The organism is Nocardioides sp. Z35_8, assembly GCF_059621125.1.
Genome location: NZ_JCAQIE010000002.1, coordinates 529,431 through 554,345, shown reverse-complemented (window position 1 = coordinate 554,345; position 24,915 = coordinate 529,431). Strand labels below are relative to the sequence as shown.

Here is a 24,915-nt window from a genome sequence, read left to right as displayed (position 1 = left end):
CCCGCAGCAGTCGCTCCCCTGGAGGTCAGATGAACACCCGCACGATGCTCGCCTCGCTCACCGCGACGGCCACCCTCGTCTCGCTCGCGGCCTGCGCCGCGCCGGAGAAGGACAACGACACCACCACCGAGAGCGGGGTCGACGCGTCGTCGGCCACCACCGCCGAGGACTTCGGTGGGATGGAGGAGCTCGTCAAGGCCGCCCAGGACGAGGGCGAGCTCAACGTGATCGCGCTGCCGCCCGACTGGGCCAACTACGGCGAGATCATCTCGACGTTCGAGGACAAGTACGACATCGACGTCAACTCCGCCCAGCCCGACGCGGCCTCGCAGGACGAGATCAATGCGGCCAACGACCTCCAGGGCACCGAGCGCGCGCCCGACGTCTTCGACCTCGGCCAGTCCGTCGCCCTGGCCAACACCGACATGTTCGCGCCCTACAAGGTGGACACCTGGGACGACATCCCCGACGAGTTCAAGGACCCGGACGGGGCGTGGGTCAACGACTACGGCGGCTACATGTCGATCGGCTACGACTCGGCGGTCGTCCCCGACGTGACGTCGGTGGCCGACCTGCTCAAGCCCGAGTTCAAGGGCAAGGTCGCGCTCAACGGCGACCCGACGCAGGCCGGCGCCGCGTTCAGCGGCGTGATGATGGCGGCCGTCGCCAACGGCGGGTCCGCCGACGACATCGCACCGGGTGTCGACTTCTTCGCCGACCTCAAGAAGGCCGGCAACTTCCTCACCGTCGACCCCGACTCGACCACCATCGAGCAGGGCACGACGCCGGTCGTCATCGACTGGGACTACCTCGGTGCGGCCGCGGCGGCCAACGTCGACACCTGGAAGACCGTCGTCCCGTCGGAGGCGGTCATCGCGGGCTACTACTTCCAGGCCATCAACGCCGACGCGCCCCACCCGGCCGCAGCCCGCCTGTGGCAGGAGTTCCTCTACAGCGACGAGGGCCAGAACCTGTGGCTCGCGGGGGGTGCCCGCCCGGTGCGCGGTGAGCAGATGGCCGAGGACGGCACGATCGACGCCGAGCTGTGGGACGCCCTGCCGGAGGTCACCGGCGACCCGGTGATCCCCACCAACGCCCAGACGGAGGCCGCCGGCGAGTACCTCGCAGCGAACTGGTCCAAGGCCATCCGCTGAGCACGGCGGCGGTCACCGGAGCAGGCCGGGCCCGACGGTTGTCCGTCGGCCCGGCCCTCGCGCTGCTGCCGTTCCTCGTCTTCGTCCTGATCTTCCTGGTCATCCCGACGCTGACCGTGGTGGTCGGCGCCTTCCAGGACGGGGACGGCCGCCCGACGCTGGGCAACCTGGACGCGCTGACCAGCGACGCCGCGCTCACCGCGCTGCGGGGATCGCTGATCCTCGCGGCGTCGACGGCGCTGATCGGCGCCGTGCTCGGCGCGCTGCTGGCCTACCTCGTGGTCTCGATGCCCCCGCAGAGCCTGCTGCGCCGCGCCACGCTCGCGGTCAGCGGTGTCCTCGCGCAGTTCGGCGGGGTGGTCCTCGCGTTCGCCTGGATCGCGACCATCGGACCCGTGGGCGTGGTGACCAAGGCGGTGCTCGAGCTCGCCGGCGCCAACCTCTACGGTTCGGGCTGGCTCTTCGCACTGCCCGGCCTGGTCGTCGTCTACGCCTACTTCCAGATCCCGCTCATGGTGATCGTCTTCGCCCCCGCCTTCGAAGGGCTGCGTCCCCAGTGGCGTGAGGCGGCGGTCAACCTCGGCGCGAGCACCTGGGACTACTGGCGCCACGTCGCGCTCCCGCTGCTCACCCCGGCCTTCCTCGGCGCGCTGCTGCTGCTGTTCGCCAACGCCTTCGCGGCCTACGCCACGGCGGCCGTGCTGGTCAGCCAGGGCCAGCCGATCCTGCCGCTGCTCATCCGCCAGGCGATCACGAGCGAGGTGCTCCTCGGCCAGGCCAACGTCGGGTTCGCGCTGGCGCTGGAGATGATCGTCGTGGTGACCCTGGTGATGGTGGCCTACAACCTCCTGCTGCGCCGGACGTCGAGGTGGATGCGATGACCCCCACCCGGAGCTTCCGGATCGCCCGCGCCGTCCTGCTGGTGGCGTTCGCGGCCTACTTCCTCGTCCCGCTGCTCGCGATGTTCGACTTCTCCACCCAGGTGCGCGGCAGCGCGCCGGGGCGCACGTGGGACAACTGGCGCTTCATGGTCACCGACGAGGACCTGCGCTCCTCGATCATCGCCTCGCTGCTGCTGGCGCTGTTCACCGTGGTGCTGATGGTCGCCATCTTGGTCCCCACGATGGTGTGGGTGCGCCTGCGCGTGCCGCGCGCCCGCCGGTTGATCGAGTTCCTGTGCCTGCTGCCGCTGACCATCCCGGCGCTGGTGATCGTGGTCGGCATCAGCAACGTCTACTCGTGGGTGACCTACCTGCTGGGCGACTCCCCGCTGGTGCTGACGTTCGCCTACGTGGTGCTCGTGCTGCCCTACTCCTACCGGGCGATCGACGCCGCCCTGTCGGCGATCGACGTCGCCACCCTCGCCGAGGCGGCACGCTCGCTTGGCGCGGGGTGGTTCACCGTCATCGTGCGCATCGTGCTGCCCAACATCACCGGCGGCGTCCTGGGGGCGGCGTTCATCTCCGTGGCCCTCGTGCTCGGCGAGTACGTCTTCGCCTCGCTGCTGCACTTCGACACCCTGCCGGTCGCGATGGCCGCGCTCTACAAGAACAACGGGCCGGCCGCGATGGCCGCCGCGCTCGCCTCCATGATCCTCGTGGCCCTGCTCCTCGTCGGGCTCACGTTCCTCGGCCGCGACCGGCACAAGCAAGGAGCCTCTTCATGAGCGACCACCCGGGCGAGCGGGGTCTCGCCGTCGAGCTGTCCGACCTGACCCGCGTCTACGGCGCGGTGCGGGCGCTCGACGGGCTGACCCTGCACCTCGCGCCGGGGGAGCTGGTCGCGCTCCTCGGCCCGTCGGGGTGCGGCAAGACCACGGCCCTGCGGATCCTCGCCGGGCTCGACCAGCCGACGTCCGGCACCGTGTCGGTCGGCGGTCGCGACCTGACCCGGGTGCCGGCCAACAAGCGCGACATGGGGATGGTGTTCCAGGCCTACAGCCTGTTCCCCCACATGACGGTCATGGACAACGTGGCCTTCGGGCTCAAGCTCCGCGGTCGCGACAGCGCGACGCGGCGGGCGCGGGCCGGGGAGATGCTCGAGCTCGTCGGGCTCTCCGAGCACGCCGACCGCTACGCCCACCAGCTCTCCGGCGGCCAGCAGCAGCGCGTCGCCCTGGCCCGCGCCCTGGCCGTCGAGCCGTCCGTGCTGCTCCTCGACGAGCCGCTCTCGGCCCTCGACGCCAAGGTGCGCGTGCAGCTGCGCGACGAGATCCGGCGCGTGCAGATCGAGGTCGGCACCACCACCCTGTTCGTCACCCACGACCAGGAGGAGGCGCTCGCCGTCGCCGACCGGGTCGGGGTCATCAACGCCGGCCGGCTCGAGCAGATCGCGCCCCCGGCCGAGCTCTACGAGGCGCCGGCGACCCCGTTCGTCGGCGAGTTCGTCGGCCTCAGCAACCGCCTCCCCGCCGAGGTGCGCGCCGGGGTCGCCTCGGTGCTGGGCCACGACGTGCCCGTGCTGCCGGGATCGGCCACCGACCGCGGCCTCGCCCTGGTGCGGCCCGAGTCGGTCTCGGTGGTCGCCGACGCGGACGGTCACGCCCGGGTCGCGACCGTGATGTTCCTCGGGGCCACGTCGCGGGTCACCTGCACCCTGGCCGACGGCACCGACGTGGTCGCCCAGCTCGCCAGCTCCGACGCCCTGCGGCTCTCGCCGGGCGACGCGGTGCGCCTCGACATCGCGCCCACCGCGGTGCTCGTGGTGGCCTGAGCCGTCAGCCCTGCTTCCAGGGGGTCACCAGCGCGGCGAGGTCGGGGGCCAGTGCCTTCTGCAGCAGCGGTCCGAACGTCACCCGGTGCACGCCCATCGCCTGCAGGTCCTCCAGCGAGCCCGCGGCAGAGCCCTGTCGTGGGTCGGCGATCACGTTGACCGGGCCGGACAGCGCGTCGAGGATGGGACGCAGCGAGTCGGCGTCGGGCGCGGCGACCGGATAGCTGCAGCGCGAGCCGGCCTCCTCGCACGCCAGCAGCCGGGTGATCGCCTCGGCGACCGGGTCGTCGAACCGGCCCTTGGCGACGAACGCGTCGGTGCGTGCGTTGATGACGAGGTTGACGCCCGCGGCGTCGGCGGCCTGGCGCAGGCCGCCGATGTAGTCGGCGTGCTCGGCGACCGACCGCATCCGCCCGCCCTCGGAGTGGACGGTGTCCTCGATGTTGAGCCCGACCGCTCCGGCCTCGAGCAGCCGCTCGACCAGCTCGGAGGGCTCGGCGCCGTAGCCGGCCTCCATGTCGGCGGTGACCGGCACGTCGGGCACGGCCGCGCAGATGCGGCGTACGCCGTCGAGGGCGTCGTCGAGCGTCATGTCCTCGTTGTCGCCCTGACCGCGCGAGTCGGCCAGCGGGTGGCTGCCGATGCTCAGCGCCTCGAAGCCGGCGCCGGCGACGACCGTCGCGGACCAGGCGTCCCAGACGTTGGGCAGGACCAGTGTCGTGCCGGTGTGGTGGAGCTCGAGGAGCCGGGTGGCGAGGGCGGGGACGGAGGCCATGCCCCGAGGTTGCCACGCGCGGGCCTCCCGGCACAGGCCTGCGGGGGCATAGGTTCGCGCCCGCGGGCGTTCACCCGGCATGCAGGCTCCTGACACCGCGCGCGTCCCCGAGCCCGTCCTGAAGGCCGGAGTCGAGCCCGGTCCGGTGCTCGATGCGGTCGTGATCGGCGCCGGCCAGGCCGGTCTCGCCACGTCCTACTTCCTGCGCGGGCGCGGCATCGACCACCTCGTCCTCGACGCCAACCCGCATCCCGGCGGCGCCTGGCAGCACCGCTGGGCGTCGCTGACCATGCGCGACGTGCACGGGGTGTCCGACCTCCCCGGCTCGAGCGCGCCCGACGGCTCGGACCGCGCGGCCAACCTCGTCGTCCCCGACTACTTCGACGGCTACGAGCGCTGGCACCACCTGCCCGTCGTGCGTCCCGTCCGCGTCGACCGCGTCGACAGCGAGGGCGCGCTGCTGGTGGTGCACGCGGGGGAGCGCGTGTGGCGCACCCGCACCCTGGTCAACGCCACGGGCACCTGGACGCGTCCGTTCGTGCCCTACTACCCGGGCGCCGCCTCGTTCCGCGGCGAGCAGGTGCACACCGCCCGCTACCCCGCTGCCGAGCACTTCCGCGGCCGGCGCGTCCTGGTCGTCGGCGGCGGCGCGTCGGCGGTCCAGCACCTCGGCGAGCTGGCACCGTTGACCGACACGCTGTGGGTGACCCGTCGCCCGCCCGTGTGGCGCGAGGACGACTTCGACTCCGCTGCCGGGCTCGCGGCCGTGACCGCCGTCGAGGACCGCGTACGCCGCGGGCTGCCGCCGGCGAGCGTGGTCAGCGTGACCGGGCTGCTGGTGCGCCCCCAGGAGCAGGAGGCGGCCCGGCTCGGGGCCTACGACCGGCTGCCGATGTTCGAGCGGATCGAGCCCGACGGCGTGCGGTGGGCCGACGGGCGGTTCGAGCGCGTCGACGCGATCATCTGGGCGACCGGGTTCCGGCCCGCCGTCGACCACCTGGCACCGCTCGGCCTGCGCTCGTCGTCGGGCGGGATCGCGCTCGTCCCCGTGCCCGGCAACGTGCAGGCGGCGACCACGGCCGCACGTGACCCGCGCGTGCAGCTCGTCGGCTACGGGCCGTCCGCCAGCACGCTGGGCGTCTCGCGAGCCGGCAGGCAGGCGGCGCTCGCGGTGTCGCGGCACCTGGGCTCGGTCGCGGCCTGACGCCCGTCACGGGTCGGTGCGCCGCGACCTCGCTAGGCTGGCCCTATGGGGGAGCTAGAGAACCGCCCGCACGACCCGTCGCAGATGCGCATCTCCGACGCCGACCGCCAGCGCGTCGCCGACGTGCTGCGGGACGCGGCCGGCGACGGTCGCCTCGACCTCGACGAGCTCGAGGAGCGCCTGGAGCTGACCTGGCAGGCCAAGACCTACGGCGAGCTCGTGCCGATCACCCTCGACCTGCAGGCGCCCGGTCCGGCGCCGCACGCCGCCGCGTCCCCGGTGCGCCGACCGGATCCGGGGCTGCCCGCGGTCGGCCACAACTCCTCGGTCGCGATCATGAGCGAGACCGCGCGCCAGGGGGTCTGGGCGGTGCCCGAGCACCACAGCGCGTTCGCGCTGATGGGTGCCGTCGTCATCGACCTGCGGCAGGCCCAGCTCTCGGCCCACGAGACCCTCATCAACGCCAGCGCGATCATGGGGGAGGTCAAGGTGATCGTCCCCGCCGACATGCACGTCGTGCTCGACGGCACCCCGATCATGGGCGAGTTCAGCCAGGCCAAGGACAAGGTGCCCGCCGAGCTCGGCCCGGGCTCGCCGATCGTGCGGGTGCGCGGCATGGCGCTGATGGGCTCGGTCACCGTGCAGCGCCAGCCCGCCCCGGGCACGCCGAAGAAGTACCTCGGCACCTACTGAGCCGCCCGGCCGCGTCCCGGCCGCTCGACGCCCGCGGGCAGCGCCCGTGGACGCTCGATTGCCCCACCCTGCTCCGGCCCTTACTGTGACCCGGGTCACTTCACTACGGATCGTCCGGCACGTACCTGCCGGTGAAGGAGCAGAAAATGGCATCAGTGACGTTCGAGAAGGCGCAGCGCTGGTATCCCGGCACCGACGAGCCGGCCGTGCCCGGCATCGACCTCGAGATCAAGGACGGCGAGTTCATGGTGCTCGTCGGCCCCTCGGGCTGCGGCAAGTCCACCACCCTGCGGATGCTCGCCGGGCTGGAGGAGGTCAACGAGGGGCACATCTACATCGGCGACCGTGAGGTCACCACCGTCCCGCCCAAGGACCGTGACATCGCGATGGTCTTCCAGAACTACGCGCTCTACCCGCACATGTCGGTCGAGGAGAACATGGCGTTCTCGCTCAAGATGGCCAAGGTGCCCGCGGCCGAGCGCAAGGAGCGCGTGGCGAAGGCCGCGGAGCTCCTCGGCCTCACCGAGTTCCTCCAGCGCAAGCCCAAGGCGCTCTCCGGCGGTCAGCGCCAGCGCGTCGCCATGGGTCGCGCGATCGTCCGCGCACCCCAGGTCTTCTGCATGGACGAGCCGCTGTCCAACCTCGACGCGAAGATGCGCGTGCAGACCCGCACCGACATCGCCCGGCTGCAGCAGGACCTCGGCGTGACGACGGTCTACGTCACCCACGACCAGGTCGAGGCGATGACGATGGGCGACCGGGTCGCGGTGATGAAGCTGGGGGTGCTCCAGCAGGTCGACACCCCGCTCGCGCTCTACGACAAGCCGGTCAACCTGTTCGTCGCCGGCTTCATCGGCTCGCCCCAGATGAACCTGATGGAGGGCGTGGCGGTCGACGGCGACGTCAAGGTCGGCGGCTACACCGTCCCGGTCGACCCGGCCGCCGAGCGCAAGATGTCGGGCCGCGTCACCGTCGGGGTCCGCCCGGAGAGCTGGCGCCTGGTCGGCGCCGCCGACGGCGGCCTTCCCGTCAAGGTGACGGTCGTCGAGGAGCTCGGGGCCGACAGCTTCGTCTACGGCACCTGCGACGTGGAGGGCACGCCCTCCAACGTGATCGTCCGCCTGAGCGGGCGCCAGCACCCGCAGAAGGGGGAGATGCTCCACGTCACGACCGACCCCCAGCACGTGCACGTGTTCGACACCGAGTCGGGGGAGCGGCTCTCCGACTGACGGGCCCGTCCGACCAACGACGGAGGCCCCGGGAGCGCTGCTCCCGGGGCCTCCGTCGTGCTCTGTCGTGCTCGGTCCGACGTGCTCAGGTGGCGGGGTCGGCAGTGGGCTGCACGTCGTCCTGCGCTTCCCCGACCTGCTCCGCCTTCGCCATCGCGTTCTCGCCCGGGATGATGCCGGCGTGCTCGGCGTCCATGGTGAGGTTCTCGCCGGTGGCCGGGTCGAAGAGGTGGATCTTGCGGGCGTCGACCCAGATCGTCGCCTCGTCGCCCTCCTGGATCCGGCTCGAGCCGTCGAGGGAGACCACCAGCTGGGTGCGCAGCGACTCGCCGTCGAGGTCCTTCTCGAGCTGGGCGAGCTGCTCGCGCACCTCCGGCGGCGCCTCGAAGGGGATGTAGGCGTAGGCCTCGTTGCCGAGCCACTCCACCACGTCGACGGTGGCCTTGAACGTCGCCTCGTCGGTCACCTTGTCGCTGTCGACGACGCTGGCGTCCTCGAAGTGGTCGGGCCGGATGCCGGCGATGAGCAGGCCCTTGCCCTGCGCGCGCGTGGCCCGGTCCTCGGGGACCGTCACGGTCCCGAAGGGCAGCTCCACCCGGTTGCCGTCGACCTTCGCCGGCAGGAAGTTCATCGGCGGCGAGCCGATGAACCCCGCGACGAAGAGGTTGGCGGGGTTCTCGTAGAGCTCACGCGGCGTCGCGTGCTGCTGGAGCACGCCCCGCTTGAGCACCGCGACCCGGTCGCCCAGCGTCATCGCCTCGGTCTGGTCGTGGGTGACGTAGACCGTGGTGATCCCCAGCCGCTTCTGCAGGCGCGAGATCTCCGTGCGCATCTGGCCGCGCAGCTTGGCGTCGAGGTTGGACAGCGGCTCATCGAAGAGGAACGCCTCGGCGTCGCGGACGATCGCGCGGCCCATGGCGACGCGCTGGCGCTGACCGCCCGACAGGTTGCCCGGCTTGCGCTCGAGGTGCTCGTCGAGCTCCAGCGTCTTGGACGCCGCGCGGACCTTCTCGTCGACCTCGGCGTCGGACTTCCCGGCCAGCCGCAGCGGGAACGCGATGTTCTCGTAGACGGTGAGGTGCGGGTAGAGGGCGTAGTTCTGGAACACCATCGCCAGGTTGCGCTCGCGCGGGGCGAGGTCGTTGACCCGCTTGTCGCCGATGATCATGTCGCCGGAGGTGATGTCCTCGAGTCCCACGATCATCCGGAGCAGGGTGGACTTGCCGCAGCCCGAGGGGCCGACGAGGATCAGGAACTCCCCGTCGTCCACGTCGATGCTCACGTCGTTGACGGCCGGGAAGCCGTCGCCGTACTCCTTGACGATGTTCTTCATCTGAATGCCAGCCATGAGCTGATCACCCCTTCACTGCGCCGGAGGTGAGGCCGGCGACGATCTTGCGCTGGAACAGCAGGACGATGACGATGATCGGGATCGTCGAGACGACGGCCCCCGCGGCCAGCAGCGAAGCCGGCCGGTTGAACGGGTCGGACCCGACGAAGAACGACAGGGCCGCCGGGATCGGTCGTGCGGCTTCGGTCGAGGTGAGCGAGATCCCGAAGACGAAGTCGTTCCAGGCGAAGAAGAACGTCAGGATCGCCGCGGTGAACACACCGGGGGCGGCGAGCGGGACGATCACCTTGCGGAACGCCTGCCACGAGGTCGCGCCGTCGACCTGGGCGGCCTGCTCCATCTCCCACGGGATCTCGCGGAAGAAGGCCGACAGGGTCCAGATCGCCAGCGGCAGCGTGAACGACATGTAGGGGATGATCAGCCCCGGCCAGGTGTCGTAGATGCCGAAGGTGCGCCACATGTCGAACAGCGGCCCGACCAGCGACACCACCGGGAACATCGCGATCACCAGGGCGAGCGTCAGCACGAACTTCTTGCCGGTGAACTCCAGGCGGGCGATGGCGTAGGCGGCGAGCGTGGCGATGATGACCGACAGCAGCGTCGCGATCAGCGAGATGCCGACCGAGTTGAGGATGGCGCGCAGGAACTGGTCGTCGGCCAGCACGTCGCGGTAGTTCTGCCATCCCGCGCCGCCGCCCTCGGCGGGCAGGAAGCCCGGGCTGCCGTTGGTGATGGACGCCTGGCTCTTGAACGACAGCGAGATGATCCACGCGACCGGGAGCAGGCACCACACCAGGATGAGGATGGCGCCGACGACCACGCCGACCTTGTTCTTCGCGGACATGTCATCCCTCCTGTCGGGCCGCGGCGAGGTCGACGCGGAAGATCTTGACGATGAGGAAGGCGATCAGCAGCACCGAGAGGAACAGCAGCACCGACAACGCCGAGCCGATGCCCAGCTGGAACTGCTCGATCACCTGGCGGTAGGTGAGGAACGAGATCGACTCGGTGCCCTGCGCGCCCGCCGTCATGACGTAGATGTTGTCGAAGATGCGGTAGGCGTCGAGGGCGCGGAAGAGCACCGCCACCATGATCGCCGAGCGCATGTTGGGCAGGATCACCTTCCACAGCCGCTGCCACCAAGTGGCGCCGTCGACCTTGGCGGCCTCCAGCATGTCCTCCGACACCTGTGCCAGCCCGGCGAGCAGGAGCAGCGACATGAACGGCGTGGTCTTCCAGATCTCCGAGACCATGATCGCCGCCATCGCCGAGCCGTACTGGCCGAACCAGTTGAAGCCGTCCTCGACGAAGGGCAGCCACTCGTTGACGAAGCCGTTGTTGTTGCTGAACGCGAACTGCCACGCGAAGCCCGAGACGACGGTGATGATGCCGTAGGGGATGAGGATGGAGGTGCGGATGATGCCGCGCGCGAAGATCACGCGGTGCATCACCATGGCGAAGGCGAAGCCGATCACCAGCTCGAACGCGACGGTCACGACCATGATGAAGACGGTGTTGAGCGTCGTCTCCCAGAACAGCGAGTCGGTCAGGGCGGTCCAGTAGTTGGAGAGCCCGATGAACTCGCGGTCGTCGGGGGCGGTCAGGCTGTAGTTGAAGAGGCTGAGGTAGATCGCGCGCAGCATCGGGAACGCGGTCACCAGCAGCATCAGGACGATGGCCGGCGCGACCAACTTCATCCCGAGGCTGTTCTCCGCCTTGGACCGGTCGCTGGCGGCGGCCTTCTCGGCCCGCCGCACGTCACGCTTGTCGTCGGGCGCCACGGTCGTGTGCGTCACAGCAGGCTCCTTCCGGCGAGGACGTCGGACAGGAACTTCTCCGACTCCCGGGGTGTCGAGTCAGGGTTGACCGACGTCGGTGAGTGCCAGACCGACTGCACGGCGCTGGAGATCTGGCTGTAGAAGGGACTCTTCGGCCTCGGCCCGCCCTCGTCCACGCTCGTGCGGTAGAGCTCGATGAGGCTCTCGGGGAACTCCCCGCTGGCCACCACCTCGTCGTAGGCCGTGTTGGTCGACGGCATCAGGCCGTCGTTGATGGCGAGATCGACCTGGACGTCGGTGGAGGTGATGCACTGCGCGGCCTCCATGGCCCAGTCGGGGTGCTCGGAGTAGGCGCCGACGCCGATATCGATGCCACCGATCGGCGGCTTGGACGGCTCGCCCTCGACGGTCTCGGGGTAGCGCGCCCACCCGAGGTCCTCGAACTCCTGCTCGTCGGCGGGGCCGCCCGGCTTGCCGATCAGGCCCTTGTAGTTGGCGTAGACGAACGTCCAGTTGACCATGAACTCGCCCGGCCCGTCGGCCGGGAACATCTGGCCGAGGCTGGTGCCCTCGTTGGACACGGTGAGGTCCGGCTGCGCGGCGGAGCTCTTGGCGAGCTTCTCGATGATCGCCGCGGCCTCGCGCCCGGCATCGGTGTCGAGCTCGACGGTCGCGTCGCGGCCGGCCTCGGTGTCGGTGATGATGGCGCCGCCCGCGCCCTGCATGAGGGCGTTGATCCACACGACGTAGGCCTCGTAGCGGTTGGCCTGCACGCCGACGGTGCCGCCCTCCTTGGCGGCCGCGTCGATGATCTGGTCCCAGGTGACCGGCTTGTCCATGTCGAGGCCGGCGGCCTCCGCCATCGACTTGCGGTACCAGAGGACCTGCGTGTTGGCCCAGAGCGGGATCGCGTAGACCGTGTCGTCCCACACCACCGTGTCGGCCGCGCCCTCGAGGTAGTCGCCGCCGTCGGTGATCTCGGTGGCGAGCTCCTCGGGGACCTCCTGCAGCCAGCCCGCGTTGGCGAACTCGGCGACGAAGACCGGGTCGAGGTTCATGATGTCGGTCGAGGAGTCCTCGGCCGCGAGGCGCCGCGCCAGCTGGGTGCGCTGGTCGGTCGCGCTGGAGGGCAGCTGCTGGACCTCGATGTCGTACTGGTCGGTGCTGCACTTCTCCGCCCAGGTGCGGAACGTGTCCACGCCGTCGGGGTTGACGTACCAGTTGAGCGTCGCCTTCCCGCTGTCGCCGCCACAGGCGGACAGCAGCCCGCCCGCGAGAGCGAGGGCGGCGAGCGATGCCACTCTCCGTATCGGCCTGGGCCGACCTCGTTGCCGGATCGACGATGCTCGTGACATCCGCGCCCCTCCTCATGCCTAGTCTGAGTCTCTGGTCTAGTGGCCCACGACCCATTTGGCAACAGATCCCACTCCTTGGGGCAGGGTGGGGAAGGGGAACGACATGACGGCGGTGTGGCGCGCCCCGGGGCGCATCAACCTGGTCGGTGAGCACACCGACTACAACGACGGGTTCGTCCTACCCTTCGCCCTCGAGGTGGGCTGCACCGCGACGGTGACGGCGGGCGCGTCCGGCGACGACGGGTGGCGGGTGCGCTCGGCGCAGGAGGCGCAGCCCGTCACGGTGCCCCGCACCGGCCTGGGAGACGCCCCCGAGGTGCCGGACTGGTCGCGCTACGTCCTCGGCGCGCTGTGGCTGCTCACCGACCGCGGGGTCGACGTCCCCCCGCTCGCGATCGAGGTGGACTCCGACGTGCCGACCGGGGCGGGGCTGTCCTCGTCGGCGGCGCTGGTGTGCTCGGTCGCCCGGGCCGTCGACGACCAGCTCGGCCTCGGGCTCGACGACGACGCCCTCTTCGCGTTGACCCGCGACGTCGAGAACGACGCCGTGGGCGCGCCGACGGGCGGGATGGACCAGCTGGTGAGCCTGCGCGGGCAGGAGGGGCACGCCCTCTTCTGCGACATGCGCAGCCACGACACCCGCCCGGTGCCGCTGGACCTCGCCGGCCAGGGGCTGGCGGTCCTCGTGGCAGACACCCGCGCGCCCCACCGCCACTCCGACGGCGAGTACGGCGCCCGCCGGCGCGGCTGTGAGGAGGCCGCCCGCCGGCTCGGCGTGCCCGCGCTGCGCGACGTCGCCGTCGACGACCTCGACGACGCGCTCGCCCGCCTCGACGACGCCGAGCTGCGCCGTTACGTGCGCCACGTCGTCACCGAGGACGACCGGGTGCTCTCGGTGGTGCGGCTGCTCGACGACGACCGCCTCGCCGACATCGGCCCCCTGCTGACCGCCTCGCACGCCTCGATGCGCGACGACTTCCAGATCACGGTGCCCGAGGTCGACACGGCGGTGGACGCGCTGCTCGACGCAGGCGCGCTGGGCGCCCGGATGACCGGCGGCGGGTTCGGCGGGTGCGTGATCGGGCTGGTGCCCGAGCCCGACGTCGCGCGCGCCGCCGACGCCGTACGCGCCGCGTTCGCCGACGCGGCGTTCACCGAGCCCGCCCTCTTCACCGCCCGGCCCGCCCGCGGCGCCCATCGCGTGACTGGCACCTGAGTCTCCGGGAGACTCACAGCGACTTGGTGGGCGAGTCCGACACCTGGAGGCCGTTGCAACCCCCTCCAAGTGACGGAGTCCCCGCTCGAGCGGGGACTCCGACCCCGGGGGCGTGCGGGCGCCGGCCTCAGGCGGGGGCGTACGGGCTAGGCCGAGGCGCGGTCGGCGGTGCGGCGGATCGCCTCGACGAAGGTGGGGAAGAGGCCGGGGGGCAGGTCGTGGCCCATGCCGTCGATGGTGAGCAGCTCGGCGCCCGGGATCGCGGCGGCGGTCGAGCGGCCGCCGCTGACGTGGACCATCTTGTCGGCCGTGCCGTGGATGACGAGGGCCGGCACGCGTACGCGTCGCAGCCGCGGCGTGCGGTCGTCCTGGGTCAGGATGGCCAGCATCTGGCGGAGCGCCCCGGGGTTGCTCACGCCCCGGTCGAAGGTCTCGGCGGCGCGCGAGCGCAGCGCGTCGGGGTCGGTGGGATAGCCCGCCGACCCGATCAGCGACCACATGGCCAGGCTGCTCTCGATGTAGGCCTCCCGCCCGGCCCGGCGGGGCGCGATCAGCCGCGGCAGGAGCGAGGGGTGCTGCCAGCCGACCGTCCGCCGCCCGGTCGTGGAGCTGATGCTGGTCAGCGACCGGACCCGGGTGGGGTGCTCGACGGCGACGGTCTGGGCGATCATGCCGCCCATCGAGACGCCGACCAGGTGGGCCGAGTCGATCCCGAGGTGGTCGAGCAGCCCGACGGCGTCGCCGGCGAGGTCGGACATCGAGTACGGCGCGTCCGCGCGCCCGGTGACGAAGGCACGCACGAGCTGGCCGGGGTGCACCGGCGCGTCGACCCGCGTCGACCTCCCGGTGTCGCGGTTGTCGTAGCGCACCACGTGGAAGCCGGCCGCGGCGAGCTGCTCGCAGAGGGACTGGTCCCACCACGTCATCGGACCGCTCAGCCCCATCACCAGCAGCAGCGGCTCGTCGTCGGGGTCGCCGAAGGTCTGGTAGCAGAGCTCGACCTCGTTGCCGACCGGAGCGCGGAGCTCGTCGGACGCGACGGGCGGCTGGGTGCTGTCTGGACGGGGCTCGGACATGGCCCCAGTGAACACGACGGCCCGCGACGAGCAGGCGAGGCGCCGACGTCCCGCACGCGCAGGTCGGGGTGGGCTAGGTTCGACACTGTGACGCAGCGCACACTGGCCGCCTTCCTCACCCCGGAGGGCTTCTCGCAGCCCGCGGTGGTGGCGGTGCTGCGCGAGGGCTCCGCGCTCGCCGAGGCCGGCCGCTACGCCGCGTCGGCCTGGGGCGCCCGCGGTGCGCGACGTCGTACGCCGCTGGGTGCCCGACCCGAGCGGTCGGGGGAGCCGGTGGTGCTGGTGCCGGGGTTCCTGGCCGGCGACTCCTCGCTGGGCCCGATGAGCCGGACGCTGCGCCACCTGGGCTTCCGCACCTACCGCGCCGACGTACGTGCCAACGTGGGCTGCACGCTGTCGGCCGCCGACCAGCTCGAGGAGCGGCTCGAGGAGGTCTCCCGGCGCCGCGGCGCGCGGGTGCGCGTCGTCGGCCACAGCCTCGGCGGGATGCTCGCCAGGGGAGTGGCCGCCCGGCGCCCCGACCTGGTCGCGGGCATCGTGACCATGGGCAGCCCGGTGCTGGCGCCCGGGGCCCACCACGTCTCGCTCGCGCGCAGCGTCGAGGTGCTCGTGCGGCTCCACCGCGCCGGGGTGCGCGGCCTGATGGCCGAGGACTGCGTCGCCGGGCCGTGCGCCCGCGAGAGCTTCGACCGGGCCCGCGCACCGATGCCGGAGGGCGTCGACTTCACCGCGATCTTCTCCCGGCGCGACGGCATCGTCGACTGGCGCGCCTGCCTCGATCCCACCGCGCAGGCGGTCGAGGTGCGCTCGTCCCACGTGGGGATGGCGTTCGACCCCGTCGTCATCGCCGCGGTGTCGGCCGCACTGCGACCGGGCGTCGCCGCCGCGTCAGCTGTCGAAGTTGATCGAGGACAGACCGCGTAGCTTGGAGAGCCGGTGCTCGGCGGTGATCGAACGCACCGTGCCGCTGCGCGAGCGCATCACCAGCGAGTGGGTGGTGACGCCGTCGCCGCGGTAGCGGACACCGCGCATCAGCTCGCCGTCGGTGATGCCGGTGGCCACGAAGAAGGCGTCGTCGCCGGTGACCAGGTCGTCGGTGCCGAGCACGAAGTCGGGGTCGAGGTCGTGCCCGGCGTCGAGGGCCCGCTGCCGCTCGTCGTCGTCCTGCGGCCACAGCTGGCCCTGGATCGTGCCGCCGATGGCCTTCATCGCGCAGGCCGTGATGATGCCCTCGGGGGTGCCACCCACACCCAGCATGAGGTCGACGCCGGTGTCGGGGCGGGCCGCCATGATCGCGCCCGCGACGTCGCCGTCGGTGATGTACTTGATGCGCGCGCCGGTCTCGCGGATGTCCTCCACCAGCCGCGCGTGGCGGGGCCGGTCGAGCAGGACGACGGTGACGTCGTGGACCGAGATGCCCTTGGCCTTGGCCACGCGGGCGATGTTCTCCTTCACGGGCAGCCGGATGTCGACCACGTCGGCCGCCTCGGGGCCGGTGGCGAGCTTGTCCATGTAGAACACGGCGCTCGGGTCGTACATCGTGCCGCGCGGCGACACCGCGAGCACGGACACCGCGTTGCTCATGCCCTTGGCGGTGAGGGTCGTGCCGTCGATCGGGTCGACCGCCACGTCGCACTCGGGACCGGTGCCGTCGCCGACCTCCTCGCCGTTGAAGAGCATCGGGGCGTTGTCCTTCTCGCCCTCGCCGATGACCACCGTGCCGCGCATCTCGACGGTGGAGATCATCACCCGCATGGCCTCGACCGCGACGCCGTCTGCGTCGTTCTTGTCGCCGCGGCCCACCCAGCGGCCCGCCGCCATGGCGGCCGCCTCGGTGACCCGCACCAGCTCGAGGGCGAGGTTGCGTTCGGGCTTCGGGGCACTGGTGCTCATGCCGGGAACTCTATCGACGGGCGGGGTAGCGGCTGACCGCGGTCGCCTTGGTCGAGAGCCACACGTCGAGTCCGGGCAGGAGGCCCAGCTCCGTCGCGGCGGCAGGCGTGAGGTCGGCCAGCAGGTCCGGTCCGGCGTGCACCAGCACGCGTACGGCGTCGCCGTGCGGGGCCAGGGTGCCGACCGGGCCGTGCCACCGCAGCCGCGTCGATCCCTCCGGCTCGTGCAGCGACACCACCACGGAGTCGGGGGGAAAGGCGATGAGCTCGTCGCCGTCGGCGACCAGGTTGAGGCCCACGAGGCGCGCGACGTGCGGGGTGCGCGGCTCGGCGGCCACCTCGGCCGGACGGCCCGCCTGGGCCACCCGCCCCCCGTCGAGCACGAGCACGCGGTCGGCGAGGGTCAGCGCGTCGATCGCGTCGTGCGTGACGAGCAGGGCGATGCCGGGGAAGTCGCGCAGGTGCCGGCCCAGCTCGATCCGCAGCGCCATCTGCACCGAGACGTCGAGGCCCGTGAACGGCTCGTCGAGGAGCAGCACGTCGGGATCGGTGGCCAGCGCGCGGGCGATCGCCACCCGCTGGGCCTGCCCGCCCGACAGCTCGCGCGGCCTGCGGCCGGCGAGTTCGGCGATGCCGAAGCGCTCGAGCCAGTCGCGCGCCACCGCCTCCGCGGTCGCCCGCCGCACCCCGCGCGAGCGCGGGCCGAAGGCCACGTTGTCGAGCGCGGACAGGTGCGGGAAGAGCAGCTGGCCCTGGAACACCAGACCGACCCGGCGCTCGCGCACGGGCAGGGCGAGCAGGTCGGTGCCGGCCAGGTGGGCGGTCCCCCCGACGTCGACGAGGCCCGCGAGCGCGTGGAGCAGCGAGCTCTTGCCCGCGCCGTTGGGCCCGATGACCGCGAGCACCTCGCCCGGCTCGGCGGTGAACGCGGCCTCGACCCGGTCGGCCACCCGCAGGTCGGCCACCAGCTGCTTCGGGGCCGCGCTCACGGCGTCCCCAGCCAGTGGTCGCGCAGCGCGACGAGCACGCCGATCGAGACGAGCAGCATCACCAGGCTCAGCGACAGGGCGGCGTCCTGGTCGGCCTGCCGGGTGACGTAGATCAGCGTCGGCATCGTCTGCGTGGTGCCGGGGTAGTTGCCGTTGAACGTGATGGTGGCGCCGAACTCGCCGAGCGAGCGCGCCCACCCCAGGACGGTCCCGGCCACCACGCCGGGCAGTGCCAGCGGCACGGTGACCCGCCGGAAGGTGGTCCACCGGGTCGCGCCCAGCGTGGCGGCCGCGTCGTCGTACCTCGGGTCCGCCGAGCGCAGCGCGCCCTCGATCGCGATCACCACGAACGGCATCGACACGAACACGTGGGCCAGCACCACGCCGTACGTCGTGAAGGGGAAGGCGAAGCCCGTCCAGTCGAGCAGCGGCTCGCCGACCAGCCCGGCGCGGCCGAACGCCGCCCGCAGCGCCACGCCGGCGACCACCGGGGGCAGCACCAGCGGCACGGTGACGAGCGCCCGGAGCGCGCCGCGGCCGCGGAAGTCGACCCGGGCGAGGAGCCAGGCGAGGGGGAGGCCCAGGAGCAGGCAGAACGCGATCGCGACCGTCGAGGTCACCAGCGACAGCCGCAGCGCGTCGACGGCGGTGCGGGAGGTCAGGTGCCCGGGCAGCGCCTGCCAGTCGGCACTGGCCACCATCGCCACGAGCGGGACGAGGAGCAGCAGCGTGGCGAGGGCCGCGGGTGCGACCAGCAGCGCCGGCGGCCGGCCGAGCCGGTCCCTCACGGGGTGCCGAAGCCGGCGTCGGTGAGGATCGCACGGGCCTCGTCGGAGGTCACCCACGTCACCCAGTCGGCTGCCAGCGCAGGGTCCTGCGACTGGTCCAGCGTCGCCACCGAGTAGGACGTCAGCGCGTCGTCGGCGGCCGGGATCTCGACGCTGTCGACGTCGTCGGCCGCGGCGACGGCGTCGCTGGCGTAGACCAGTCCGGCGTCGGCCTCGCCCGAGGCGACCTTGTCGAGTGTGGCCCGCACGTCGTCCTCCAGGCTGACCGGGTCCGCCTCGACCCCGGCCGCGTCGAGCACGGCCGCCGCGACCTTGCCGCACGGCACCTCGTCGGCGCAGCGCACCCACGTGGCGTCGGCCAGGTCGTCGAGGGACGCGATGCCGGCGGGGTTGCCATCCGGCACGACGATGGTGAGGACGTTGGTCGCGAAGGTCTCCACGTCGCCGGTGACGCCCGCGTCCTGCGCCACGGCCATCGAGGCGTCGTCGGCCGTGGCCAGCACGTCGCCGGGCGCCCCGTCGGCGGCCTGGCCGGCGAGGTCGGTGCTCGAGCCGAAGGAGAAGCCCACCTCGGTGTCGTGCTCCTCCTCGAAGGGCACCGCGAGCTCGGCGAAGACGTCGGTGAGCGACGCGGCCGCGAGGACGGTCAGCTCGCCCCCGTCCGCGGCGTCCCCCTCGTCGCCACCCCCGCAGGCGGCGAGGGGGAGCAGCAGGGCGAGGGCGGCCAGCCGCCTCACCGGGGCACCTCGACCACCACGTTGGTCGACTTCACGCTGGCGATGGCACGCACTCCGGGCTCGAGGCCCAGCTCGTCGGCGGCGTCGCTGCTCATCAGGGACACGACGCGGTGGGGGCCGCAGATCATCTCCACCTGCGCCATCACGGTGTCGCGCCTGACCCGCGTGACGATGCCGCTCATCCGGTTGCGGGCGCTGACGCTGCCCGCCCGGGTGCGGTCGCGCTCGGCCAGCTCGCCCGACTCCGCCAGCTGCTCGGCGAGGTCGGCCAGGTCGCGGCCGGCGACCATGGCACGCCCACCGTCGCGCTGCACGGGCAGCCGACCGGCGTCCACCCAGCGGCGTACGGTGTCGTCGCTGACGCCCAGGATCTCGGCCGCCTCCGCGACTCGGTAGGTGGTCATGCGGGGAGTATGCCGCACCTGCGGACGTTCGGGACAGCATCGTCCGCACGCGCGGAACCGGTGCACCCGTCGTCGATGCGCGGCGTGACAGCTCGCGACCCGGCGACGCGGGGTGACCGGCGGGCTGGGAGAATGGTCGACGTGAGTGAGCAGCCGAGCCGTTACACCCGCTCCTTCAGCGGCATGACCGGCGCCCTCATCGTCACCGTCATCGCCGTGCTGGCGTTCGTGGCCTGGCGTGGGCTGTGGCGCGCCGACGTCGACGACACCGTCGACACGGTCGACTGGCAGGAGAGTGTCGAGATCGCCGACCGGGCCGACCTCGACGTGGTCCGCCCGCGCGAGCTGCCGGCGGGCTGGAAGGCGACGAGCACCGACCTGGTCGCCGGCGACGAGCCGCGCTGGGGCATGGGCGTGCTCACCGACGACGGCACGTTCGTCGGCCTCCGCCAGCAGGACGCCTCGGTGCGCGACCTGGTCGAGCGCTACATCGACGAGGACGCCGAGCCCGAGGGTGACGCCACCGTCGACTCGGAGGTCACCGACACGTGGCAGACGTGGTCGGACGAGGGCGGGGACCACGGCTACTCGACCGAGGTCGGCGACGACGCACTCCTGGTCTACGGCTCCGCGCCGGTCGAGGACATCGAGACCTTCATCGGCCTGCTCACCCGCTGACCGTCTCGCCGCCACCACCTCCCGCGGGGGCGACGACGCGGCGTCAGCCGTCGGTCTCGGCGCCCATGGCGTCGTCGAGCCGCTGGCGCGCCCCGTCGAGCCACTGCTGGCAGACCTTGGCGAGGGCCTCGCCGCGCTCCCACAGGGCGAGCGACTCCTCCAGGGTCGTGCCGCCGGCCTCGAGGGTGCGCACGACCTCGATGAGCTCCTCGCGGGCCTCTTCATAGCTGGGGGCGTCACTCATCGGGGTCCTCCTCGGACAGGGTGGCTGCCTCGACGCGGTCCGTCGTGGCGTGGATGCGGCCGTCGGCGACCCGCACCGACACGGTGGCGCCGACCGCGGCCTGCGTCACCGAGGTGACGACGTGGCCGTCGGCGTCCTGCAGGACGGCGTAGCCACGCTGCAGCGTCGCGAGCGGCGACAGCGCCCGGGCCCGGGCGCGTTGGTGGCCGATGTCGTCGGCGGCGCGGTCGAGGCGGTGCGACAGGGTGCGGCGGGCGCGGGCGAGCAGCTCGTCGAGCTCGTCGGAGCGGGCGGTCAGCAGGTTGCGCGGGTCGGCCATCGCCGGGCGCGAGCCCACCTGGGCCAGCCACTCCTGCTCGCGCGCGATGCGCTGGGTGACCAGCTGGCGCAGCCGCTCGCGGGCCCAGACGACGCCCTGCACCTCCTCGGCCATGTCGGGCACGACCAGCTTGGCGGCGTCGGTGGGCGTGGAGGCCCGCACGTCGGCGACGAGGTCGAGGAGCGGCTGGTCGGGCTCGTGGCCGATGGCGGACACCACCGGCGTACGCATGCGGTGGACCGCGCGGAGGACCGCCTCGTCGGAGAAGGGGAGCAGGTCCTCGATGGAGCCGCCGCCGCGGGCGACGACGACCACGTCGACGTCGGGATGCCGCTCGAGCCGCTCCAGCGCCTCGATGACCTCGGTGGCGGAGCGGGTGCCCTGCATGGCGGCGTGGACCACCTCGAACCGCACCGCCGGCCACCGGCGCCGCGCGTTGTCGAGGACGTCGCGCTCGGCGGCGCTGTTGGGCGCGGTGACCAGGCCGACGCAGCCCGGCAGGAACGGCAGGTCGCGCTTGAGCTCGGGCGCGAAGAGGCCCTCGGCGGCCAGGAGCTGGCGGCGCCGCTCGAGGCGGGCCAGCAGCTCGCCGATGCCGACCATGCGGATCTCGCGGGCGGCCAGGGAGAAGGAGCCGCGGTTGGCGTAGAAGGTGGGCCGGGCGTGCACGACGACGCTCGCGCCCTCGACGAGGGGCGGGTTCATCGAGTCGAAGAGCGAGCGCGCGCACGTGAGGGTGACCGAGATGTCGGCGACGGTGTCGCGAAGCGTCATGAAGACGGTGTTGACGCCCGGGCGCCGGTTGACCTGCGCGATCTGGCCCTCGACCCACACGCCCCCGAGCCGGTCGATCCACTGGGCGACGGCGTTGGCGACGGCCCGCACGGGGGCCGGTGACTCGGCCGTGGCGTCGCGGAGTGAGGGCACGCGGCGAGGATAGGGGAGGCCCCGGACACGGCCGGGCGGGCGGGCCTCGCGCGGCCCGTAGACTCGGCGCATGACGACCGACCTCGGCCTTCCTCCCGTCCTCGATCCCGAGACCGCGAAGAACGTGCTGCTCGCTGCGCCCCGCGGCTACTGCGCCGGCGTCGACCGGGCCGTCATCACCGTCGAGAAGGCGCTCGACCTCTACGGCGCCCCGGTCTACGTCCGCAAGCAGATCGTGCACAACAAGCACGTGGTGGCCGACCTGGAGGCGCGCGGCGCGATCTTCGTCGAGGAGCTCGACGAGGTCCCCGAGGGCCGCACGGTCGTCTTCTCCGCCCACGGCGTCTCGCCCGCCGTGCACACCCAGGCGGCCGAGCGCGGCCTCAAGACCATCGACGCGACCTGCCCGCTGGTGACGAAGGTGCACCACGAGGCCAAGCGGTTCGCCTCCGACGACTACGACATCCTGCTGATCGGCCACGCCGGCCACGAGGAGGTCGAGGGCACCGCCGGGGAGGCGCCCGACCACATCCAGCTGGTCGAGAGCCCCGCCGACGTGGCCCGCATCGAGGTCCGTGACCCGGCACGGGTCGCCTGGCTCTCGCAGACCACGCTCAGCGTCGACGAGACCCTCGAGACGGTCGCCGCCATCCGCGAGCGGTTCCCGCTGCTGCTCGACCCGCCGAGCGACGACATCTGCTACGCCACCCAGAACCGCCAGCTCGCCATCAAGGAGATCTCCGCGGCCGCCGACCTGGTGATCGTGGTCGGCTCGCGCAACTCCTCCAACTCCGTGCGGCTCGTCGAGGTCGCGCTCGAGGCCGGCGCCAAGGCCTCCTACCTCGTCGACGACCACACCGAGATCGACGAGGCGTGGCTCGACGGGGTCGAGACCGTGTCGGTCACCTCCGGCGCCTCGGTGCCCGAGGACCTCGTCGAGGGCGTGCTCGCCTTCCTCTCCGAGCGGGGCTTCCCCGACGCGCGGGCGGTCCACTCGGCCGAGGAGTCGCTGATCTTCGCGCTGCCCCCCGAGCTGCGGCGCGACCTCCGCGCGGCGCAGCGGGCCTGACCGGAGCGACGAGATGGCCCGCTACCTCGACATCCACCCGGACAACCCGCAGCCGCGGCTGGTCAGGCAGGTCGTCGAGGCGCTACGCGACGACCAGCTCATCGCCTACCCGACCGACTCCGGCTACGCCCTCGGCGCCCGGCTCGGCAACCGCGACGGTCGCGACCGGATCCTGCGCATCCGCGACCTCGACGAACGCCACCACTTCACGCTGATGTGCAAGGACTTCTCCCAGCTCGGCCAGTTCGTCCACGTCGACAACTCGGCGTTCCGGGCGATCAAGGCGGCCACGCCGGGCCCCTACACGTTCATCCTCCCCGCCACCGGCGAGGTGCCCAAGCGGCTGATGCACCCCAAGAAGCGCACCGTCGGCGTGCGCATCCCCCAGCACCCGCTCGTCTGCGCGCTGCTCGAGGAGCTCGGCGAGCCGATCCTCACCAGCACGCTGATCCTGCCCGGCGAGACCGAGGCGCGCACGATGGGCTGGGAGATCAAGGAGGACCTCGACCACGTCGTCGACGTGGTCGTCGAGTCGGGCGAGGTCACCGCCGAGCCGACCACCGTCATCGACTGGTCGGGGCCCGAGCCCGTCGTCGTACGCCGCGGGGCGGGCGACCCGGAGCGCTTCGAGGCCTGAGCGGGCGGGCGCCGCTCAGCCGGGCGACTGCCCGAGCTCGCGCTCGAGCTCGGAGGCGAGGTGGCCCCTGCGGTGCAGGCGCCAGCCGAGCCAGCCCAGGCACACCGCGTAGGCGGCGAACAGGGCGATGCCGTGGGTCGCGACCCCGGAGACGACCGCCTGCAGGACGCTGTCGCGGGGGTCGGCGAGCGCGCCGCGCGCGACGAGGGCGACGAACCCGAACACGGCGAGCATGAGCACGGGCGGCAGCAGTGCGACCAGGTAGAAGTCCTGGCGGCGCACCAGCGCGGCCAGGCCCAGGCACAGCGCCACGAAGCACAGGTCGAAGAACATCGTCAGTCGCCCGGCCACGAGCACGTCGAGGGCCACGGCGCTCAGCGTGAGGGCCACCCCGAGGCACACCACCTGCCGGCCCGGCTCCCGCCCGACCTGCCAGAACGCGCCGGCCCGTGTCACGAGGCTCAACCTAGGACCGATCTCAGGCGCCCCGCGCGCGGCGCGCCGCGTCGGGGACCGAGCCGGGCACGGGGCCGGACGGCTGCTCGTCGAGCAGGTCGTCGAGGGTGGGGTCGCCGGTGGCTCCGGGGACGTCGTCGAGGACCGCCAGCTCGGGGGCGGCGGCCGAGCGCGGCACCGTCTCGACCTGGCGCGGGCCGTCGAGCTGCTCGGTGGTCACGCCCAGGTCGGCGAAGCGACGGGCCGAGACCAGCACGCGGCCCTCGAGCGAGCCCATCGCCTGGTTGTAGGCGACGACGCTGGCGTTGAGCGAGCGGCCCACCCGGTCGAGGTGACCGGCCATCGAGGCGAGGCGGGCGTGCAGCTCCTGCCCGAGTCGCTGCACCTGCGCGGCCTGCGCGTTGAGCACCTCGTGCTGCCAGCCCTGGGCGACCGTGCGCAGCAGGGCGATCAGGGTGGAGGGGGTGGCCAGCACGACGTTGCGCGCCGCCGCCTGCTCGACCAGGTCGGGCACCGCCTGCAGCGCCGCCTGGAGGATCGCCTCACCGGGCAGGAACAGCACGACGAACTCCGGGGTGCCGGCCAGCGCCTCCCAGTATCGTCGCGAGCCGAGGTCGGCGACGTGCGTGCGGACGTGCTGGCCGAGGCGGGCCAGGGCCCGGTCCTGCTCGTCGGGGTCGTCGGCGGCGGTGAGGTCGAGGAAGGCGGCCAGCGGCGCCTTGGCGTCGACCGCGATGGTGCGTCCGCCCGCGAGGGTGACGACGAGGTCGGGACGCAGCCGGCCGTCGTCGACGCGCACCTGCTCGGCGAAGTCGCAGTGGTCGACCAGCCCGGCCAGCTCGACCGTGCGGCGCAGGTGGAGCTCACCCCACTGCCCGCGCACCTGCGGCTTGCGCAGCGCGGTCGCGAGCGTCGTCGTCTCGCGGCGCAGCGTCTCGGTGGACCGGCGCATGTCGGCGACCTGCTCGTGCAGCTGGGCCTGCCATGCCGTGCGGTCGTGGGCGAGGTCGCTGAGCTGGTCCTGGAGGCGCTCGAGCCCGTCCTGGACGACCGCGTGGTCGGCCACCCGCTGCTGGAGCGCCGCGATGGCGGGGTCGTCGGCAGGACGGCTGCGCGACCACAGCACACCGATGACGGCGCCCAGGGCCAGGCCGACGGCGAGGACGGTCGCCAGGGTGAGCACGAGGGGGAAGGTGTCCATTGCCCCAGCATGGACCGCGGCACCGACACCC

General features: G+C 72.6%; 27 protein-coding genes. 12 read left to right on the top strand and 15 right to left on the bottom strand.

The features are described 5' to 3' along the window. Positions 1 to 29 precede the first annotated feature (29 nt). From AC54T2_RS14390 to AC54T2_RS14375, 4 genes are read left to right on the top strand one after another with little or no spacing between them, the layout of a single operon-like run. Positions 30 to 1,154, top strand: coding sequence for an ABC transporter substrate-binding protein (locus tag AC54T2_RS14390; protein ID WP_496666518.1), 1,125 nt, complete (start codon positions 30 to 32; stop codon positions 1,152 to 1,154). Between the two features lie 38 nt (positions 1,155 to 1,192). Continuing rightward, complete coding sequence (locus AC54T2_RS14385) at positions 1,193 to 2,035, top strand: ABC transporter permease (RefSeq protein WP_496666517.1); 843 nt, start codon at positions 1,193 to 1,195, stop codon at positions 2,033 to 2,035. Next, entirely contained in the window at positions 2,032 to 2,820 is a 789-nt protein-coding gene (locus AC54T2_RS14380) for an ABC transporter permease (protein WP_186340518.1), read from the top strand. Before AC54T2_RS14385 ends, AC54T2_RS14380 begins: the two co-directional genes overlap by 4 nt. Next, positions 2,817 to 3,866 (top strand): ABC transporter ATP-binding protein, encoded by a 1,050-nt coding sequence (locus tag AC54T2_RS14375; protein ID WP_186340519.1) that lies wholly within the window; start codon positions 2,817 to 2,819, stop codon positions 3,864 to 3,866. The genes AC54T2_RS14380 and AC54T2_RS14375 overlap by 4 nt, the downstream gene beginning before the upstream one ends. A gap of 4 nt (positions 3,867 to 3,870) precedes the next feature. Here the strand turns inward: AC54T2_RS14375 and AC54T2_RS14370 are convergent, their stop codons facing one another. After that, positions 3,871 to 4,641 carry an isocitrate lyase/PEP mutase family protein gene (locus tag AC54T2_RS14370; RefSeq protein ID WP_496666516.1) on the bottom strand — a complete coding sequence of 257 codons (771 nt, stop codon included), beginning with the start codon at positions 4,639 to 4,641 and terminating at the stop codon, positions 3,871 to 3,873. Between the two features lie 79 nt (positions 4,642 to 4,720). On the opposite strand from AC54T2_RS14370, the gene AC54T2_RS14365 reads away from it, so the two are divergent. The 3 genes from AC54T2_RS14365 to AC54T2_RS14355 all read left to right on the top strand — a co-directional run bounded on the left by AC54T2_RS14365 (position 4,721) and on the right by AC54T2_RS14355 (position 7,767). Next, positions 4,721 to 5,845 (top strand): NAD(P)-binding domain-containing protein, encoded by a 1,125-nt coding sequence (locus AC54T2_RS14365; RefSeq protein ID WP_496666515.1) that lies wholly within the window; start codon positions 4,721 to 4,723, stop codon positions 5,843 to 5,845. Positions 5,846 to 5,890: 45 nt separating this feature from the next. Continuing rightward, positions 5,891 to 6,538, top strand: a complete 648-nt coding sequence (locus tag AC54T2_RS14360) for a DUF1707 domain-containing protein (RefSeq protein ID WP_489975001.1) — start codon at positions 5,891 to 5,893, stop codon at positions 6,536 to 6,538. A gap of 146 nt (positions 6,539 to 6,684) precedes the next feature. Continuing rightward, positions 6,685 to 7,767, top strand: coding sequence for an ABC transporter ATP-binding protein (locus AC54T2_RS14355; RefSeq protein WP_186340523.1), 1,083 nt, complete (start codon positions 6,685 to 6,687; stop codon positions 7,765 to 7,767). Between the two features lie 85 nt (positions 7,768 to 7,852). Here AC54T2_RS14355 and AC54T2_RS14350 read toward each other — a convergent pair whose 3' ends face one another. Genes AC54T2_RS14350 through AC54T2_RS14335 form a run of 4 tightly spaced genes read right to left on the bottom strand, consistent with a single transcriptional unit; the run spans position 7,853 to position 12,197 of the window. After that, positions 7,853 to 9,115 (bottom strand): sn-glycerol-3-phosphate ABC transporter ATP-binding protein UgpC, encoded by a 1,263-nt coding sequence (locus AC54T2_RS14350; RefSeq protein ID WP_489975000.1) that lies wholly within the window; start codon positions 9,113 to 9,115, stop codon positions 7,853 to 7,855. A gap of 7 nt (positions 9,116 to 9,122) precedes the next feature. After that, on the bottom strand, positions 9,123 to 9,962 hold the full coding sequence (locus AC54T2_RS14345) for a carbohydrate ABC transporter permease (RefSeq protein ID WP_186340525.1): 840 nt from the start codon (positions 9,960 to 9,962) through the stop codon (positions 9,123 to 9,125). Position 9,963: 1 nt separating this feature from the next. Continuing rightward, positions 9,964 to 10,914 carry a carbohydrate ABC transporter permease gene (locus AC54T2_RS14340; protein ID WP_241005192.1) on the bottom strand — a complete coding sequence of 317 codons (951 nt, stop codon included), beginning with the start codon at positions 10,912 to 10,914 and terminating at the stop codon, positions 9,964 to 9,966. Further along, positions 10,911 to 12,197, bottom strand: coding sequence for an extracellular solute-binding protein (locus tag AC54T2_RS14335; protein ID WP_186340526.1), 1,287 nt, complete (start codon positions 12,195 to 12,197; stop codon positions 10,911 to 10,913). Before AC54T2_RS14335 ends, AC54T2_RS14340 begins: the two co-directional genes overlap by 4 nt. 157 nt (positions 12,198 to 12,354) lie before the next feature. On the opposite strand from AC54T2_RS14335, the gene galK reads away from it, so the two are divergent. Beyond that, on the top strand, positions 12,355 to 13,467 hold the full coding sequence (gene galK / locus AC54T2_RS14330; RefSeq protein ID WP_496666514.1) for a galactokinase: 1,113 nt from the start codon (positions 12,355 to 12,357) through the stop codon (positions 13,465 to 13,467). Between the two features lie 146 nt (positions 13,468 to 13,613). Here galK and AC54T2_RS14325 read toward each other — a convergent pair whose 3' ends face one another. Beyond that, positions 13,614 to 14,543, bottom strand: coding sequence for an alpha/beta fold hydrolase (locus AC54T2_RS14325; protein WP_186340528.1), 930 nt, complete (start codon positions 14,541 to 14,543; stop codon positions 13,614 to 13,616). Positions 14,544 to 14,630: 87 nt separating this feature from the next. Between AC54T2_RS14325 and AC54T2_RS14320 the strand changes: the two genes are divergently transcribed. Then, positions 14,631 to 15,467 (top strand): alpha/beta hydrolase, encoded by an 837-nt coding sequence (locus AC54T2_RS14320; protein ID WP_496666513.1) that lies wholly within the window; start codon positions 14,631 to 14,633, stop codon positions 15,465 to 15,467. On the opposite strand, the gene glpX is transcribed toward AC54T2_RS14320, so the two are convergent. From glpX to AC54T2_RS14295, 5 genes are read right to left on the bottom strand one after another with little or no spacing between them, the layout of a single operon-like run. Then, entirely contained in the window at positions 15,432 to 16,436 is a 1,005-nt protein-coding gene (gene glpX / locus AC54T2_RS14315) for a class II fructose-bisphosphatase (RefSeq protein ID WP_186340530.1), read from the bottom strand. The genes AC54T2_RS14320 and glpX overlap by 36 nt on opposite strands. Positions 16,437 to 16,446: 10 nt before the next feature. Then, positions 16,447 to 17,424, bottom strand: a complete 978-nt coding sequence (locus AC54T2_RS14310; protein ID WP_241005190.1) for a sulfate/molybdate ABC transporter ATP-binding protein — start codon at positions 17,422 to 17,424, stop codon at positions 16,447 to 16,449. Next, positions 17,421 to 18,212, bottom strand: a complete 792-nt coding sequence (gene modB / locus AC54T2_RS14305) for a molybdate ABC transporter permease subunit (protein ID WP_241005189.1) — start codon at positions 18,210 to 18,212, stop codon at positions 17,421 to 17,423. Before modB ends, AC54T2_RS14310 begins: the two co-directional genes overlap by 4 nt. Next, positions 18,209 to 18,949, bottom strand: a complete 741-nt coding sequence (gene modA / locus AC54T2_RS14300; protein WP_206054413.1) for a molybdate ABC transporter substrate-binding protein — start codon at positions 18,947 to 18,949, stop codon at positions 18,209 to 18,211. The genes modB and modA overlap by 4 nt, the downstream gene beginning before the upstream one ends. Next, a complete protein-coding gene (locus AC54T2_RS14295) occupies positions 18,946 to 19,353 on the bottom strand; it encodes a TOBE domain-containing protein (RefSeq protein ID WP_206054412.1) in 408 nt (135 codons plus the stop codon). The genes modA and AC54T2_RS14295 overlap by 4 nt, the downstream gene beginning before the upstream one ends. 141 nt (positions 19,354 to 19,494) lie before the next feature. On the opposite strand from AC54T2_RS14295, the gene AC54T2_RS14290 reads away from it, so the two are divergent. Further along, a complete protein-coding gene (locus AC54T2_RS14290) occupies positions 19,495 to 20,031 on the top strand; it encodes a DUF4245 domain-containing protein (RefSeq protein ID WP_186340532.1) in 537 nt (178 codons plus the stop codon). Positions 20,032 to 20,074: 43 nt separating this feature from the next. Here the strand turns inward: AC54T2_RS14290 and AC54T2_RS14285 are convergent, their stop codons facing one another. Together AC54T2_RS14285 and xseA are read right to left on the bottom strand one after the other, a co-directional pair. Then, positions 20,075 to 20,275 (bottom strand): exodeoxyribonuclease VII small subunit, encoded by a 201-nt coding sequence (locus AC54T2_RS14285; protein ID WP_186340533.1) that lies wholly within the window; start codon positions 20,273 to 20,275, stop codon positions 20,075 to 20,077. Further along, positions 20,268 to 21,521, bottom strand: coding sequence for an exodeoxyribonuclease VII large subunit (gene xseA / locus AC54T2_RS14280; protein WP_496666512.1), 1,254 nt, complete (start codon positions 21,519 to 21,521; stop codon positions 20,268 to 20,270). Before xseA ends, AC54T2_RS14285 begins: the two co-directional genes overlap by 8 nt. Positions 21,522 to 21,591: 70 nt before the next feature. Between xseA and AC54T2_RS14275 the strand changes: the two genes are divergently transcribed. After that, on the top strand, positions 21,592 to 22,590 hold the full coding sequence (locus AC54T2_RS14275) for a 4-hydroxy-3-methylbut-2-enyl diphosphate reductase (protein WP_489974993.1): 999 nt from the start codon (positions 21,592 to 21,594) through the stop codon (positions 22,588 to 22,590). 13 nt (positions 22,591 to 22,603) lie between these two features. Next, complete coding sequence (locus AC54T2_RS14270) at positions 22,604 to 23,227, top strand: L-threonylcarbamoyladenylate synthase (protein WP_186340536.1); 624 nt, start codon at positions 22,604 to 22,606, stop codon at positions 23,225 to 23,227. 15 nt (positions 23,228 to 23,242) lie between these two features. Here AC54T2_RS14270 and AC54T2_RS14265 read toward each other — a convergent pair whose 3' ends face one another. Both AC54T2_RS14265 and AC54T2_RS14260 read right to left on the bottom strand, forming a co-directional pair. Next, positions 23,243 to 23,683, bottom strand: a complete 441-nt coding sequence (locus AC54T2_RS14265) for a DUF6542 domain-containing protein (protein ID WP_496666511.1) — start codon at positions 23,681 to 23,683, stop codon at positions 23,243 to 23,245. A 22-nt stretch (positions 23,684 to 23,705) separates the two neighbouring features. Beyond that, positions 23,706 to 24,884, bottom strand: coding sequence for a DNA recombination protein RmuC (locus AC54T2_RS14260; RefSeq protein WP_496666510.1), 1,179 nt, complete (start codon positions 24,882 to 24,884; stop codon positions 23,706 to 23,708). Positions 24,885 to 24,915 lie beyond the last annotated feature (31 nt).

Coding starts and splice junctions, on each gene's coding strand:
- AC54T2_RS14390 (WP_496666518.1), top strand. CDS start 30: ATGAACACCCGCACGATGCTCGCCTCGCTCACCGCGACGGCCACCCTC.
- AC54T2_RS14380 (WP_186340518.1), top strand. CDS start 2,032: ATGACCCCCACCCGGAGCTTCCGGATCGCCCGCGCCGTCCTGCTGGTG.
- AC54T2_RS14375 (WP_186340519.1), top strand. CDS start 2,817: ATGAGCGACCACCCGGGCGAGCGGGGTCTCGCCGTCGAGCTGTCCGAC.
- AC54T2_RS14370 (WP_496666516.1), bottom strand. CDS start 4,641: ATGGCCTCCGTCCCCGCCCTCGCCACCCGGCTCCTCGAGCTCCACCAC.
- AC54T2_RS14365 (WP_496666515.1), top strand. CDS start 4,721: ATGCAGGCTCCTGACACCGCGCGCGTCCCCGAGCCCGTCCTGAAGGCC.
- AC54T2_RS14360 (WP_489975001.1), top strand. CDS start 5,891: ATGGGGGAGCTAGAGAACCGCCCGCACGACCCGTCGCAGATGCGCATC.
- AC54T2_RS14355 (WP_186340523.1), top strand. CDS start 6,685: ATGGCATCAGTGACGTTCGAGAAGGCGCAGCGCTGGTATCCCGGCACC.
- AC54T2_RS14350 (WP_489975000.1), bottom strand. CDS start 9,115: ATGGCTGGCATTCAGATGAAGAACATCGTCAAGGAGTACGGCGACGGC.
- AC54T2_RS14345 (WP_186340525.1), bottom strand. CDS start 9,962: ATGTCCGCGAAGAACAAGGTCGGCGTGGTCGTCGGCGCCATCCTCATC.
- galK (WP_496666514.1), top strand. CDS start 12,355: ATGACGGCGGTGTGGCGCGCCCCGGGGCGCATCAACCTGGTCGGTGAG.
- AC54T2_RS14325 (WP_186340528.1), bottom strand. CDS start 14,543: ATGTCCGAGCCCCGTCCAGACAGCACCCAGCCGCCCGTCGCGTCCGAC.
- glpX (WP_186340530.1), bottom strand. CDS start 16,436: ATGAGCACCAGTGCCCCGAAGCCCGAACGCAACCTCGCCCTCGAGCTG.
- AC54T2_RS14295 (WP_206054412.1), bottom strand. CDS start 19,353: ATGACCACCTACCGAGTCGCGGAGGCGGCCGAGATCCTGGGCGTCAGC.
- AC54T2_RS14285 (WP_186340533.1), bottom strand. CDS start 20,275: ATGAGTGACGCCCCCAGCTATGAAGAGGCCCGCGAGGAGCTCATCGAG.
- AC54T2_RS14275 (WP_489974993.1), top strand. CDS start 21,592: ATGACGACCGACCTCGGCCTTCCTCCCGTCCTCGATCCCGAGACCGCG.
- AC54T2_RS14270 (WP_186340536.1), top strand. CDS start 22,604: ATGGCCCGCTACCTCGACATCCACCCGGACAACCCGCAGCCGCGGCTG.
- AC54T2_RS14260 (WP_496666510.1), bottom strand. CDS start 24,884: ATGGACACCTTCCCCCTCGTGCTCACCCTGGCGACCGTCCTCGCCGTC.